General features: G+C 71.5%; 16 protein-coding genes and 1 tRNA gene. 4 read left to right on the top strand and 13 right to left on the bottom strand.

Annotated features, from left to right (window positions below; genetic code table 11):
* Nucleotides 1-219: 219 nt before the first annotated feature.
* Both GWK25_RS27710 and GWK25_RS27715 read left to right on the top strand, forming a co-directional pair.
* A complete protein-coding gene (locus GWK25_RS27710) occupies nucleotides 220-618 on the top strand; it encodes a peptidoglycan-binding protein (RefSeq protein ID WP_215454025.1) in 399 nt (132 codons plus the stop codon).
* 39 nt (nucleotides 619-657) lie between these two features.
* Complete coding sequence (locus GWK25_RS27715) at nucleotides 658-1,512, top strand: peptidoglycan recognition family protein (RefSeq protein WP_215454027.1); 855 nt, start codon at nucleotides 658-660, stop codon at nucleotides 1,510-1,512.
* Nucleotides 1,513-1,603: 91 nt separating this feature from the next.
* Here the strand turns inward: GWK25_RS27715 and GWK25_RS27720 are convergent, their stop codons facing one another.
* The 3 genes from GWK25_RS27720 to GWK25_RS27730 all read right to left on the bottom strand — a co-directional run bounded on the left by GWK25_RS27720 (nucleotide 1,604) and on the right by GWK25_RS27730 (nucleotide 3,827).
* Nucleotides 1,604-2,593: an NAD(P)-dependent alcohol dehydrogenase gene (locus tag GWK25_RS27720; protein WP_215454031.1), complete on the bottom strand. Its 990-nt coding sequence runs from the start codon at nucleotides 2,591-2,593 to the stop codon at nucleotides 1,604-1,606.
* A gap of 146 nt (nucleotides 2,594-2,739) precedes the next feature.
* On the bottom strand, nucleotides 2,740-3,438 hold the full coding sequence (locus tag GWK25_RS27725; protein ID WP_374200642.1) for a TetR/AcrR family transcriptional regulator C-terminal domain-containing protein: 699 nt from the start codon (nucleotides 3,436-3,438) through the stop codon (nucleotides 2,740-2,742).
* Between the two features lie 315 nt (nucleotides 3,439-3,753).
* Nucleotides 3,754-3,827: transfer RNA gene (locus GWK25_RS27730), tRNA-Pro, on the bottom strand.
* Between the two features lie 169 nt (nucleotides 3,828-3,996).
* On the opposite strand from GWK25_RS27730, the gene GWK25_RS27735 reads away from it, so the two are divergent.
* Together GWK25_RS27735 and GWK25_RS27740 are read left to right on the top strand one after the other, a co-directional pair.
* Nucleotides 3,997-4,686: a transketolase gene (locus GWK25_RS27735; protein WP_215454033.1), complete on the top strand. Its 690-nt coding sequence runs from the start codon at nucleotides 3,997-3,999 to the stop codon at nucleotides 4,684-4,686.
* An 89-nt stretch (nucleotides 4,687-4,775) separates the two neighbouring features.
* On the top strand, nucleotides 4,776-5,681 hold the full coding sequence (locus GWK25_RS27740; RefSeq protein ID WP_215454035.1) for a transketolase family protein: 906 nt from the start codon (nucleotides 4,776-4,778) through the stop codon (nucleotides 5,679-5,681).
* Between the two features lie 23 nt (nucleotides 5,682-5,704).
* Here the strand turns inward: GWK25_RS27740 and GWK25_RS27745 are convergent, their stop codons facing one another.
* The 10 genes from GWK25_RS27745 to GWK25_RS27790 form a co-directional block, all read right to left on the bottom strand.
* Nucleotides 5,705-6,064, bottom strand: a complete 360-nt coding sequence (locus tag GWK25_RS27745; protein WP_215454037.1) for an MmcQ/YjbR family DNA-binding protein — start codon at nucleotides 6,062-6,064, stop codon at nucleotides 5,705-5,707.
* A 30-nt stretch (nucleotides 6,065-6,094) separates the two neighbouring features.
* On the bottom strand, nucleotides 6,095-6,727 hold the full coding sequence (locus GWK25_RS27750; protein ID WP_215454039.1) for a GNAT family N-acetyltransferase: 633 nt from the start codon (nucleotides 6,725-6,727) through the stop codon (nucleotides 6,095-6,097).
* Complete coding sequence (locus GWK25_RS27755; protein WP_215454041.1) at nucleotides 6,724-7,314, bottom strand: helix-turn-helix domain-containing protein; 591 nt, start codon at nucleotides 7,312-7,314, stop codon at nucleotides 6,724-6,726. The genes GWK25_RS27750 and GWK25_RS27755 overlap by 4 nt, the downstream gene beginning before the upstream one ends.
* Before the next feature lie 65 nt (nucleotides 7,315-7,379).
* Nucleotides 7,380-8,279, bottom strand: coding sequence for a LysR family transcriptional regulator (locus GWK25_RS27760; RefSeq protein ID WP_184902062.1), 900 nt, complete (start codon nucleotides 8,277-8,279; stop codon nucleotides 7,380-7,382).
* A 45-nt stretch (nucleotides 8,280-8,324) separates the two neighbouring features.
* Nucleotides 8,325-9,524, bottom strand: coding sequence for a glycine C-acetyltransferase (locus GWK25_RS27765; protein ID WP_215454043.1), 1,200 nt, complete (start codon nucleotides 9,522-9,524; stop codon nucleotides 8,325-8,327).
* A 51-nt stretch (nucleotides 9,525-9,575) separates the two neighbouring features.
* Nucleotides 9,576-10,604, bottom strand: a complete 1,029-nt coding sequence (gene tdh / locus GWK25_RS27770) for an L-threonine 3-dehydrogenase (RefSeq protein WP_215454045.1) — start codon at nucleotides 10,602-10,604, stop codon at nucleotides 9,576-9,578.
* Between the two features lie 216 nt (nucleotides 10,605-10,820).
* Nucleotides 10,821-11,378, bottom strand: coding sequence for a GAF domain-containing protein (locus GWK25_RS27775; RefSeq protein WP_215454047.1), 558 nt, complete (start codon nucleotides 11,376-11,378; stop codon nucleotides 10,821-10,823).
* Nucleotides 11,375-11,974 (bottom strand): ATP/GTP-binding protein, encoded by a 600-nt coding sequence (locus tag GWK25_RS27780; RefSeq protein WP_045556838.1) that lies wholly within the window; start codon nucleotides 11,972-11,974, stop codon nucleotides 11,375-11,377. Before GWK25_RS27780 ends, GWK25_RS27775 begins: the two co-directional genes overlap by 4 nt.
* On the bottom strand, nucleotides 11,952-12,323 hold the full coding sequence (locus GWK25_RS27785; RefSeq protein ID WP_045556837.1) for a DUF742 domain-containing protein: 372 nt from the start codon (nucleotides 12,321-12,323) through the stop codon (nucleotides 11,952-11,954). Before GWK25_RS27785 ends, GWK25_RS27780 begins: the two co-directional genes overlap by 23 nt.
* 2 nt (nucleotides 12,324-12,325) lie before the next feature.
* Nucleotides 12,326-12,757: a roadblock/LC7 domain-containing protein gene (locus GWK25_RS27790; protein WP_184902050.1), complete on the bottom strand. Its 432-nt coding sequence runs from the start codon at nucleotides 12,755-12,757 to the stop codon at nucleotides 12,326-12,328.
* Between the last annotated feature and the right edge of the window lie 81 nt (nucleotides 12,758-12,838).

Here is a 12,838-nt window from a genome sequence, read left to right on the forward strand (position 1 = left end):
GATCACCACCGCGCGCCGGACACCGCGTCGTTGCACCCCTCCCCTCCCCTCGCCGGAGACTTGGAACGGTAGCCTCCGCTTATTCGTCCGACACCCACTCCCGCCTGCGTCTTTTCGGCAGGGTCGAACGAGCGTGACAGCCGTCGCGCACCACCGGCACCATCGAGTCACACCGGAACGACTCCGTATGCGCATACCGACGTCTGGAGTGACATCCGTATGAGAAGCAACAGGATCGCGGTGGTCGTCGCCGCCACGGCCGTGCTGCTGGCCGGCGGGATCGACGGGGTCCGGGCCGCGAGTGCCGCGCCCACGGCCGCCGATCACTGCGGCGGCTACTGGGACACGAGCTGGCCCCCTCCGGAGATCGTCCAGGGCGATGTCGACACGACGAGCCCCTCCGCGGTCATGCTCGGGCAGTGCTATCTGAACCTCTCCATGTCGGGCGACAACCTGACGGTCGACGGCCGGTTCGGACCGAACACGCGCCTGGCGACCGTACGTTTCCAGCAGTGCGCCGGCGTCGACGACGACGGAGCCATAGGCCCGGTCACCTGGCCCCTGCTCCGCTCCTGGGCGAACAGCTCGGGCTATGTCTGCGACCTCGACCTGCCCTGACCCCCACTCGCCGGCCACCGCCGCTCCGGAAGGACAGCCATGCATCCGAGGCACACGTCTTCGTACGACTCCACCGACTCCACCGACTCCCCCGGCTCCATCAACTCCCCAGCCTCCTCCGCCTCGCCCGCCGCTCCCGCCTCCTTCGGCGCGTTACGCAGGCGCGCCCTCCTGGGGGCCCTCGGCGCCGTCGCCGTGACGGGAGCCGTCTCCCGCCCGGCCGCGGCGGCGGGCTCCCCGACGGCCGGCTCCCCGTCTGCCACCTCCCGCTCCGCCGCCTATGTCCTGCTGTCCCGGCAGGCCTGGGGCGCGGACGAGAGTCTGCGCTTCGGCGCGGACGGCAACGAGACCTGGCCTCCCGACTACCACCCGGTGCAGACCCTGTCCGTGCACCACACCGGCAGCGCGAACGGCGAGGCCAACCCCGCGGCCCGGGTCCGCACGATCTACCGCGACCAGACGGTCGGTCAGGGCTGGGGCGACATCGGCTACCACTATCTGATCGACGCGGCCGGACGGGTCTACGAAGGACGGTGGTCCGGCACCGACGGGGACCCGGCGCACAACGCGGCGGGACGGCTGGTCACCGGCGCACACATCAGCACGTACAACACGGGGAACGTCGGGATCGCCCTGCTGGGGACGTTCAGCACCGTCGCGCCCACAGCCGCCGCGCGCGGCGCGCTGGTCCAGCTGCTGGCGGAACTCGCCACACGGCACTCCATCAACCCCCTTCAGCAGAAGGTGGTCTACGTCAACCCGGTCAACGGCGCCATCTGGGACGGGCCCGCCATCTCCGGCCACCGCGACTGGGCGGCCACCGACTGCCCCGGCGGCGTACTGCACTCCCAGCTACCGTCGATCCGCGCGGACGTGGCGGCCCTGATGGGGTGACTCGACCGACCCGCTCGCACGATCGACCCGTTCGCACGGCCGGTCGGCCGGTCGGTCGGCCGGTCGGTCGGTCGGTCGGTCGAGGGGGCGCTCACCGCACGGTGATCACCGCCTTTCCCCGGGCGTGGCCCCGCTCCACATGACGTACGCCCTCGGCCGTGTCGGCCAGGGAGTACGTCCGGCCGACGACCGGGGTGAGTTCACCGTTCCCGATGAGCGCGGTGACGGCGAGCAGGTCGTCGTGGACCGGTCCGGACGGGGGCGAGGGCAGGATGGGCCGAAGCCGTCGGCGGGTGAAAAGGTCGGTCACGCCGAGGCGCAGCATGGAGCCCATCGCCCCGAACACATGGCCGGGCGAGCCGCCGCCGTTGGCGACCAGGGTCCCGGCAGGCGTGAGCGCCCGGCGCAGACGCCCGAGTGGGTGGTATCCCACGTTGTCCAGGATCACGTCGTACCGCGTACGTGCGCCGGTGAAGTCCTCCCGGGCGTAGTCGACGGCGTGCGCGGCGCCCAGCGAGCGCACGAGATCGATGTTGCGGGCGCTGCACACCCCGGTCACCTCGGCGCCCAGGGCGACGGCGATCTGTACGGCGAACGTACCCACGCCACCGCCCGCCCCGTTGACCAGCACCCGCTGCCCGGCCCGCACCCGTCCCACGGTCCGGATGCCGCGCAGGGCTGTCACCGCCCCCATCGGTACGGCCGCGGCCTGCTCGAACGTGAGATTCGCGGGCTTGCGCACCAGGAAGTCCGCCCGGGTGCACGCGAATTCGGCGAAGGAGCCGGAGCAGAATCCCATGACCTCGTCGCCGGGTCGGAGCCCGTGCCCGCCGTCACCGACCGCCTCGACCACGCCCGCGGCGTCGATCCCGGCCACCCGGCACTTCGGCCGTGTCAGCCCGACGACCCCCGACAGCCGCGCCACGTAAGGGTCGCCGCGCAGCATGTGCCAGTCGTACGGGTTGAGCGCGGCGGCGCGTATCCGCACCGAGACCCCGTCGGCTCCGACCTCCGGACGGTCGATGTCCGCCAGTCGCAGGACGTCGGGCGGGCCGAACCGCTCCTGGACGATCGCCTTCATCGGTCTCCCCCTCACCTCGCCACCATCGGGTGTACGGCGTACACCCCTTCAGGGCAAAGTAGGTGTACGCCGTACACCCGTCAAGGGGAGCGGTTCAGTCGGACTCGCGGCAAGCCCCGTGGCAATTCAGGGCGTTCATCGACCGATCAGCGCGCGCCGAGGAGTCGTTCCAGTCCGTCCAGCGTCAGGTCCAGCGCGAACTCGAACTCGAACTGGTCGTCACAGCCCGAGCCGACGACCGAATCACGGTCGTGGGCGACCGCCGCGGCCAGCGCGGTGATGTGCGGGTAGCGCGCGGCCATCTCCTCGGGCGGAAGGGCGTCCGGGTCGGGCTCGCGGCCGGAGGAGTCCTCGAACAACTCCTGGGAGAAACCCAGCAAGCGGCTGCCCATGACGTGCATCGCATGATGCGTCAGGTCGATCGGGAAGCCCCCGGCCCGAAAGATCCCGATCATCGAGTCCAGATACCCCATGACCGCGGGCGTGGGAGTGGTCCGCGCCTTGATGCGCGACTCGATCACCTCGGGCGCCCACGGGTGGCGCAGCAGCATACGGCGGGCCGAGAGGACCCGGCCTCGGATGGCGGTCTTCCAGTCGACGCCGGCGACCGGCGGGTCGATCTCGGCGACGAGGACGTCGATCATGCCGTCCAGCAACTCGTTCTTGTTCGCCACGTGCTTGTACAGCGCCATGGGCACGACGCCGAGCGCCTGGGCGATCTTGCGCATGCTCAGCGCATCGACCCCGCCCTGGTCGGCCAGGGCGACGGCGGCACCCAGAACGCGCCCCCTGCTCAAAGGCGCTCGCGACTGTGCGGCGGAGCCCGCCGGCGTGCTCGTCTCCACGATCCCCTCTCATACGGGCGAGGTCGCCGCCCGGAGGCCCACCGCCTTCCTTCGCCGACGGTACAGCGCCTCACCCTCACCGACGGATGATTTTCCGATGGTCCGCACCGGCGCGATCCGCTACCACCAGACCGTCCACCGCGGCTTCGGTTTCGGCTTCACCTGGTCGGCGGGCTTCCCGGTGGCGCATCGCACAGATCCTGGCCGCCATGCGCTGCCGGAGCGCTCGTGGGTGCTTCCGGCCGTCGCGCGACATGCGGAAGGGGCTGTACCGGATCACTCCGGTACAGCCCCTCCATCTACGACTCTCTCGAGTCGGGACGACAGGATTTGAACCTGCGACCCCTTGACCCCCAGTCAAGTGCGCTACCAAGCTGCGCCACGTCCCGGTGCCCGTCTGACCTGGGGTTTCCCCTGGCTGAACGTGCACGGAAACAATACCGCACTCGGGCCGGTGGTCGCGCACGCGTTTTTCGCCGTGAGGGAGGGGAGGCACCCCCGCACCCCCGGCTGCCACGCCTTGACCTGAAGCTTGGTTGAGGTTGCAGGCTCTTCCTCATGACGACGACGTACGGATTCACGGAGCTGCCCGAGCTGATGGGGCTGATGACGGGTGCCGAGAAGCACGGACCGGCGGCCACCTCCACGCTGGACGTACTGTGGGTGCTCTACGACCGGGTGCTGCGGGTGGGGCCGGGGCGGCTGGAGGACCCGGACCGGGACCGGTTCCTGCTGTCGAAGGGGCACGGGCCGATGGCGTACTACGCGGTACTCGCCGCGAAGGGCTTCCTGCCGGTCGACTGGCTGCCCGGCTTCGGTTCCTACGACTCTCCGCTCGGCCACCACCCGGACCGGATGCTGGTGCCGGGCGCGGAGATCGGCAGCGGGTCGCTCGGGCACGGCCTGCCGATCGCGGTCGGGACGACGCTCGGGCTGCGGGCCCAGGGACGGGTCGACCCGTCGGTGTGGGTGCTGATCGGGGACGCGGAGCTGGACGAGGGCAGCAATCACGAGGCGATCGCGTACGCCGGTCCCGCCGGGCTCGACCGGCTGCACACGGTCGTGATCGACAACTCCTCCGCCAGTCACGCGCTGCCCGGCGGGATCGCCGCGCGGTTCGAGGCGGCGGGCTGGTCCGCCGAGACCGTGGACGGGCGCGACCACGAGGCGCTGCACGCCGCCTTCACCGCACCGCACCCGGGGCGGCCCCGAGTCGTGGTGGCCCGTGTCGAGCCGAAGAACGCCTAGCTCAAGGCACGACCGCGAACCGGGCTCACACCCCTCAGCCCGTCCCGGCCTCACAGTTCCGCAACCACCCTGGAAGGACGCACGACCTCATGGACACCATGCGTGATCGCCTCGCACCCGTCGTCTCCGGCCTGCTCGACGAGGACCCCCGGGTCGCGGTGGTCCTCGCCGAGATCGGCCGGGACGGCTTCATGGAGGCCGCGCGCCGACATCCGGACCGGGTGATCAACGTCGGCATCCGGGAGCAACTGCTGATCGGCGCGGGCGCGGGCCTGGCGCTGGCCGGGATGCGGCCCGTGCTGCACACCTTCGCGAGCTTCCTCGTGGAACGGCCCTTCGAGCAGGTGAAGCTGGATCTGGGGCACCAGGACGTGGGCGCGGTGCTGGTCAGCGCCGCCGCGTCCTACGACTGGCCCGCGGGCGGCTTCACCCACATGGCACCGGGCGACGTGGCCGTCCTGGACACGCTCGACGGCTGGACCGTGCACGTACCGGGGCACCCCGACGAGGCCGAGACGCTGATCCGGCACGCGGTCGGCGCGGGCGAGGGCAAGGACGACAAGGTCTACGTACGGCTGTCCGCGCAGTCCAACGAGTCGGCGCTCGCGGTGGACGGACAGCGGTTCCGCACCGTGCGGGAGGGGCGCCGCGGGGTCGTCGTCGCCGTCGGGCCCATGCTCGACGCCGTCCTCGCGGCGACCGAAGGGCTCGATACGACGGTGCTGTACGCGTCGACCGTGCGCCCGTTCGACTCGGCCGCGTTGCGCCGGGCCACCGAGGCGGCGGGCGCGGACGTCGTCCTCGTCGAGCCCTATCTGGCGGGCACGTCGACGGCTGCCGCCAACGACGCGCTCGCCCATGTGCCGCACCGGGTGCTCGGGCTGGGGGTGGGCCGGCGAGAGCTGCGCCGCTACGGGCAGCTCGACGAGCACGTGGCCGCGCACGGGTTGGACGCGGCCTCGCTGCGGGAGCGGATCACGGGGTTCCTGCGGTAGCGGGACGGGCGGGCCCCGGCCCCTCAGTCGGCGGCCGGGAGCCCCAACTCGGGGTGGGCGTCGAGGAGTCGGGGCGGTGCCGACTGGCGCCAGGAGTCGGCGAGGACATCGCGCAGCTCGGCCTCGTCCTCCAGGGCGGACAGGCGCACCCGCACCCAGGCGAACCCGGCCTCGTGGTCGGCGATCCAGAACTTGCCGGGCTCGGCGAGGACCAGCTCGTCCCGCTCGACCTTGGGGCAGCGCACGGCCATGGACGTCTCGTCCTCCGGCAGCGTCGCGAACATCTTCCCCGCCACCCGGAACGTGGGCATGCTCCAGGCGATCTTCTCCGTACTGTCGGGCAGGGAGAGGGCGACTCGTCGTACGTCTTCAGCATCGGGCATGGAACGCACGGTAGCGGTGACCACTGACACTCACCGAGGGGAGGGGACGCCCTCGGACTCGGCCCCTGTCCGGACCCCCGTCCGGGTCCCTGCCCCGACTCCTGCGCCGGTCTCCACCCCCGCGTCTGCCCCTGCCCCCGCCTCCGCCCGCAGCCGCTTGTAGTAGATCGACGTCGGCCGCAACGCCCCGTGCGGGTCCGCCGCGTAGTCGGGGATCGTGCCGATCCGGGTCCAGCCGGCCCCGCCGTAGAGGCGCTCGGCGGGGCTGTCGGTCTCGGTGTCCAGGTGGAGCAGGGTGACACCCGAGTCGGCGGCGGTGCGCTCGGCGGTCTCGAGGAGCTCCCGCCCGAGGCCCCGGCCCCGGGCGTCCCGGTGCACCATCAGCTTGACCACCTCGGCGCGGTGGCGACTGTTGGGCTTGTCGGGGAGGGCAAGACCGACCGTGCCGACCACGCGTCCGCCGTCGTGCGCCACCCACACGGCGAGCCGGCCCGCCGACACCTCGTCGGCACGCCGCTCCCACCAGCCGACGGCCGTCGCACGGTCCAACGGCGCGAGAAAGCCGATCGAGGCCCCGCCGTCCACGGTGTCCACCATCAGGTCCGCCAACCCGTCGACCAGCGAACGTAGTTGGGCACCGTCAACCCGTGTGATCGCACTCATGGCCGCACCACCACCAGCGCGTACCGCACGTCCTCGGGTCCCGGGCATCGGAACCGCGTCGACCCCCACACCCGCATCCGGAGACAGTCCCCGGCGGTCAGCCGGTGTTCGACGTCCTGGTCGGTGACCCGCAGGGTGCCGTCCAGGACCCAGATGTGCTGTTCGAGGCCGGGCACGGGCGGCCCGTCGTAGGCGATGTCGGCACCTGCCGCGAGCCGCCCCTCCACGAGTTCGCCGCGCATCCCGGCCGTCGGCGGCGACACGGACCGCCGTACGAATCCGGAGGCGCCGTCCTCCCAGACGGCCTGGTCCGCCGCACGCACGACGGAGACCGGTTCGGACTCGACCTCGCTGAGCAGCTGGGACATCGTCCGGCCGTACACCTGGCAGAGGCGGTTCAGGAGAGCGGCCGTGGGGCTGGTCTCCGCCCGCTCGGCCCGGGAGAGGGTCGAGCGGCTGATCCCGCTGCGGTCCGCCAACTCCCCCAGCGACCAACCCTGTTCGGCCCGTAGTTCGGCCAGACGGGCGGCCAGACGAAGGTCCACCGGGTCCGGTCCCGCGCCTTCCCCGCCTCTTCCGTTTCCCATATTCGGAATGCTATCCCGAATATGGGAAACACGGCGGCTCTACTGCGCTCCACCTCACCGGCTCCTCACCCGGCCGCCTCCCCCAGCGCCTCCAGCACCGGCCGGATCAGCGGGTGCCCCTCCGCGCCACGGCGCACGGCGGCGAAGACCCGGCGGGTGGGGGCCACGCCGTCGACGGGGCGTACGACGACACCCGTGAGGTCCGTGCCGCGCAGGGCCGAGCGGGGCACCAGGGCGACGCCCGCGTCGGCGGAGGCGAGGGCGACCACGGCGCGGAAGTCGTCGGAGGAGTGCTCGAGACGGGGTTGGAAGCCGGCGTTCTCGCAGGCCAGGACGACGACGTCATGACACGGGTTGCCGGGGTAGGGGCCGATCCAGGGGTCCTTGGCCAGTTCGGCCAGCGGCACCTCGGCCGAGTCGGCGAGACGGTGCCCCACGGGCACGACCGCGTCGAACGGCTCGGCGTACAGCGCGACGTGCGTCAGGCGGGGGTCGTCGGCGGCCGGCGCGCCCCGGTACTCGACGGCCACGGCGATGTCGACCTGCCGGTCCAGGACCATCGGCAGGCTCGCGTCACCCTCGGCGTCCTGGACGCGCAGGCTGATGCCGGGCGCGGACACGGCGAGACGGGCCAGCGCGGGTGCCACGACCTGGGCGATCCCGGTGGCGAAGGAGGCGACGGTGACGGTGCCGGCCTCTCCCGAGCTGTACGCGGCCAGTTCCGCCGCCGCCAGTTCCAGCCGGGCGAGCACGGCGTTGGTGTGGCCGAGCAGGATCTCGCCGGCCGGGGTCAGCCGTACGCCCTTGGCACCCCGTTCGACCAGACGGTGTCCCGTCTCCTGTTCCAGGGCCGTGAGCTGCTGGGAGACGGCGGAGGGAGTCAGGTACAGCGCGGCGGCAGCCGCCGTCACCGTACGGTGGTCGGCCACCGCACGAAGGATGTGGAGCCGCCGCGCTTCGATCATGGGATCGATTCTCTCAAATGCCCGCTTTCCCCCGAGCCGCTCCGCTCAGACCTCCAGCTCCGCCCGTGCCGCCACGAACGCGTCCACCGCCCGGTGCACGTCCGCCGTCGAGTGCGCGGCGGAGAGCTGGACACGGATGCGGGCCTGCCCCTGCGGCACGACCGGGTAGGAGAAGCCGATCACGTAGACGCCACGTTCCAGGAGCAGCTCGGCCAGGCGGCCCGCCTTCGCCGCGTCGCCGATCATGACGGGGGCGATGGGGTGGTCACCGGGGAGGATGTCGAAGCCCTCGTCCGTCATGCGGCGGCGGAACAGCGCCGTGTTCTCGGCGAGACGGACGCGCAGGTCGTCGGCCGACTCAAGGAGGTCGAGCACCTTCAGGGAGGCCGCCGCGATCACCGGCGCGAGGGTGTTGGAGAAGAGGTACGGGCGGGAGCGCTGGCGCAGCAGGGCGACGATCTCGGCGCGGGCGGCGACGTAGCCTCCGGAGGCGCCGCCGAGGGCCTTGCCGAGGGTGCCGGTGATGATGTCGACGCGGTCCATGACGCCGTGCAGCTCGGGGGTGCCGCGGCCGCCGGGACCGGTGAAGCCGACGGCGTGGGAGTCGTCGACCATGACCATGGCGCCGTGGCGGTCGGCGAGGTCGCAGATCTCGCGGAGCGGGGCCACATAGCCGTCCATGGAGAACACGCCGTCGGTGACGATCAGCTTCCGGCGGGCGCCGCCCTCGGTGGCCTCCTTCAACTGCCGTTCCAGGTCGGCCAGATCACGGTTGGCGTAGCGGAAGCGGCGGGCCTTGGAGAGCCGGATGCCGTCGATGATCGAGGCGTGGTTGAGGGCGTCGGAGATCACCGCGTCCTCGGGACCGAGCAGGGTCTCGAAGACGCCGCCGTTGGCGTCGAAGCAGGAGGAGTAGAGGATCGTGTCCTCCTGGCCGAGGAACGCCGACAGCCGCGCCTCCAGCTCCTTGTGCACCTCCTGGGTGCCGCAGATGAAGCGTACGGAGGCCATGCCGTAGCCCCAGCGGTCGAGGGCCTCGTGGGCGGCGGCGATCACCTCGGGATGGTCGGCGAGGCCGAGGTAGTTGTTGGCGCAGAAGTTGAGGACCTCGCCGGGACGACCGCCGGCGGTGACCGCCACGGTCGCCGACTGCGGGGTGCCGATGACCCGCTCGGGCTTGTGCAGCCCAGCGGCACGGATCTCGTCGAGGGTGGTGCGCAGGTCGTCGCGCACGGAGTCGAACATCGTGAACTCCTAGAAGAATCAGGTGACTTGCGTGGTCCGGAAGCCGGTGACTCACGCAGTCCAATCAAGGATGACCTTGCCGCCGGCGCCGCTCGCCGCGTCCGCGAACGCCGCCTCGTGGTCGCGGTAGCCGTAGCGGCCGGTGATGACGGGGGCCAGATCGAGGCCGCCCTCCAGGAGGACCGTCATCGCGTACCAGGTCTCGAACATCTCGCGGCCGTAGATCCCCTTGATGGTGATCATGGAGGTGACGACACGGGCCCAGTCGACGGCGAACTCCTCGGCCGGCAGTCCGAGCATGGCGATCCGGCCGCCGTGCGTCATGTTGGCGATCATGTCGCGCATCGCGGCGGGGTTGCCGGACATCTCCAGACCTATGTCGAAGCCCTCCCGCAGACCGAGAGCCCGCTGTCCGTCGGCGATGGTCGACTCCCGCACGTCGAGCGCGAGGCTGACCCCGATCTTGCGGGCGAGTTCCAGCCGGTCCTCGCTGACGTCCGTGACCACGACATGGCGGGCGCCTGCGTGCCGGGCGACGGCGGCGGCCATCAGGCCGATGGGGCCCGCCCCGGTGATCAGGACGTCCTCGCCGACCAGCGGGAACGAGAGCGCGGTGTGCACCGCGTTGCCGAACGGGTCGAAGATCGCGGCGACGTCGAGGTCGACGGGAACGCGGTGCACCCAGACGTTGGTCGCGGGCAGGGCCACGTACTCGGCGAACGCCCCGTCGCGTCCGACGCCGAGGCCGACGGTGGCGCGGCACAGATGGCGGCGGCCGGCGAGACAGTTGCGGCACTTGCCGCACACCAGGTGACCCTCGCCGCTGACCCGGTCGCCGACCCGGATGTCGGTGACGGCACCGCCCGTCTCCACGACCTCACCGACGAACTCGTGGCCGGCCACGAGCGGGGTGCGGATGGTCTGCCGGGCCCAGCCGTCCCAGGACCGGATGTGCAGGTCGGTGCCGCAGATCCCGGTCCGCAGGACCTTGATCAGGACGTCACCGGGGCCGATCTCGGGCTCCGGGACGTCGACGAGCCACAGACCGGGCTCCGCCTTCTCCTTGACCAGCGCCTTCAACGCTACGGCTCCTGTGGGTGCGCCCCCGGTGCGGCCCATGACGAACGGACCCGTACCGGGGAGAGGGGTGGAATCGCCGATCAATCTGCCGCACACCCGCACGCCGGGTCCATCGAGCTTTTCTTAAGCTCCGCCGCAGCTTTCCTTCACACCCGCGGCGGCGATCCGCCGTGGACCGCGCCACCGATCCGCCATGAAGTGCCCTCCTCCGGGGCGTTACGGAAACGCCTCCCGTCCCTCGATCCGGGCGGCGAGTTCCGCGGCCATCGTCTTGATGGTCTCCAGACCCGCCCTGCCCCAGGGGCGCGGCTGGACGTCCATGACGCAGACCGTGCCGAGGGCGATGCCCGTACGGTCGAGGAGAGGGGCGCCGAGGTAGGTACGGATGCCGTGGTCGTCGACGACCGGGTTGCCGGCGAACTTCGGGTACTCGCGGACGTCTTCGAGGACGAGCCCCTTGCGGCGCACCACCACATAGGGGCAGAACCCGTGGTCGCGGGCGAGACGACGATCGACGCCGAGCACCGTGGTGTCCGCCGTGGGCTCCGCCGACACATGCAGCCCGGCGAAGAACTGCCGTTCCTCGTCGATGAAGTTGACCGTCGCGTACGGCACCGCGGCGACCTCCGCGAGCCGGTCCGCGAAGGCGTCGAACTCCGGTTCGGCGTACGCGCCGAGCCCCAGCATCCGCAGCCGCGCCACGCGCTCGGGGGCGCCGGGGTCGTCGGGGGTGAGCAGGAGCCGTCCTACGGGACGCGGCGGGTCGTACGTCACGTGTGGGCTCCGTGGCTCGGCAGCTGCGCCGGGGTGTGGGCGAGGAGGTGCCGGACGAGGGTGAGCAGGGTCTGGACGCCCGAGCTGGAGATCCGGGCGTCGCAGCAGACGACGGGGATCTCCGGGTCGAGGTCGAGGGCCGCGCGCACCTCATCGGCGTCGTAGCGGTAGGAGCCGTCGAACTCGTTGATGGCGACGATGAAGCCGAGGCCGCGCTGCTCGAAGAAGTCGACGGCGGCGAAGCAGTCCTCCAGGCGGCGCGTGTCGGCGAGGATGACCGCGCCGAGGGCGCCCTCGGAGAGTTCGTCCCACATGAACCAGAAGCGCTGCTGTCCGGGGGTGCCGAACAGATAGAGCACATGGCGCGGGTCCAGGGTGATGCGGCCGAAGTCCATCGCGACGGTCGTCTCGACCTTGTTCTCGATGCCGTCGAGATTGTCGGTGGCGGCGCTCACGGTGGTGAGCAGTTCCTCCGTGCTCAGCGGCGCGATCTCGCTCACCGCGCCGACGAAGGTCGTCTTGCCGACCCCGAACCCTCCCGCCACCAGGATTTTGAGTGCGGTGGGGAAGGGGTCAGAGCTGTCGTCGTAGTCCATCGAGCACTGCCTCCAGAAGAGACCGGTCTGTCGGGTTGTGGTGGAAAACCGGGGGCTTGGTGGTGAGGGCTCCGCAGTCGACGAGGTCGGACAGCAGCACCTTGGTGACCGTCGCCGGCAACGTGAGGTGGGCGGCGATCTCGGCGACCGAGACGGGTGCCCGGCACAGGTCGAGTGCGGTCGCGTGCTCGGGGCCCAGATAGCCGAGGGGGGTCGCCCCGGTGGCCATCACCTGTGAGAGGAGATCGAGCGCGGTGGTCGGCCGGGTCCGGCCGTTGATGACGGTGTAGGGGCGCACCAGACGCCCGGCGGCGTCGTCGTACAGGGGTCCGTCGCCGGCCGCGGGCACGGTCAAGGCCTCATCGCGGAGGGTTCGACGGCTTGCCGGGGCTGGGTGACCAGGTACGGGCGGACGCTCTTGACCAGCATCGCCATCTCGTAGCCGAGGACGGCGGCATCGGCCTCGCGTCCGGCGAGCACCGCAAGGCAGGTACCGGAGCCGGCGGTGGAGACGAACAGCAGGGTCGAGGCGAGTTCGACGACGACCTGGCGGACGTCGCCGCCGTCGCCGAAGCGGACGCCCGCGCTGCGTCCGAGGGAGTACAGGCCGGAGGCCAGGGCCGCCATGTGGTCGGCGCTGTCCGGGTCGAGGCCGTGGACCGACTTCACCAGCCCGTCGCAGGAGAGCAGCACCGCGCTCGTGGTGTGCGGTACGCGCTGGACGAGGCCGCTCATCAGCCAGTCGAGGTCGGATACATGGCCGGTCGGCGCATCGCTCGCCATGGTGGATCGACTCCTTGGGGTGCGTTGGTCTGCGGGAGCGCAGGGGGTGGGGACCGTGGTGGGGGTGGTGAGGGCGGTGAG

This window comes from Streptomyces sp. ATCC 21386 (genome assembly GCF_018728545.1).
GTDB lineage: Bacteria > Actinomycetota > Actinomycetes > Streptomycetales > Streptomycetaceae > Streptomyces.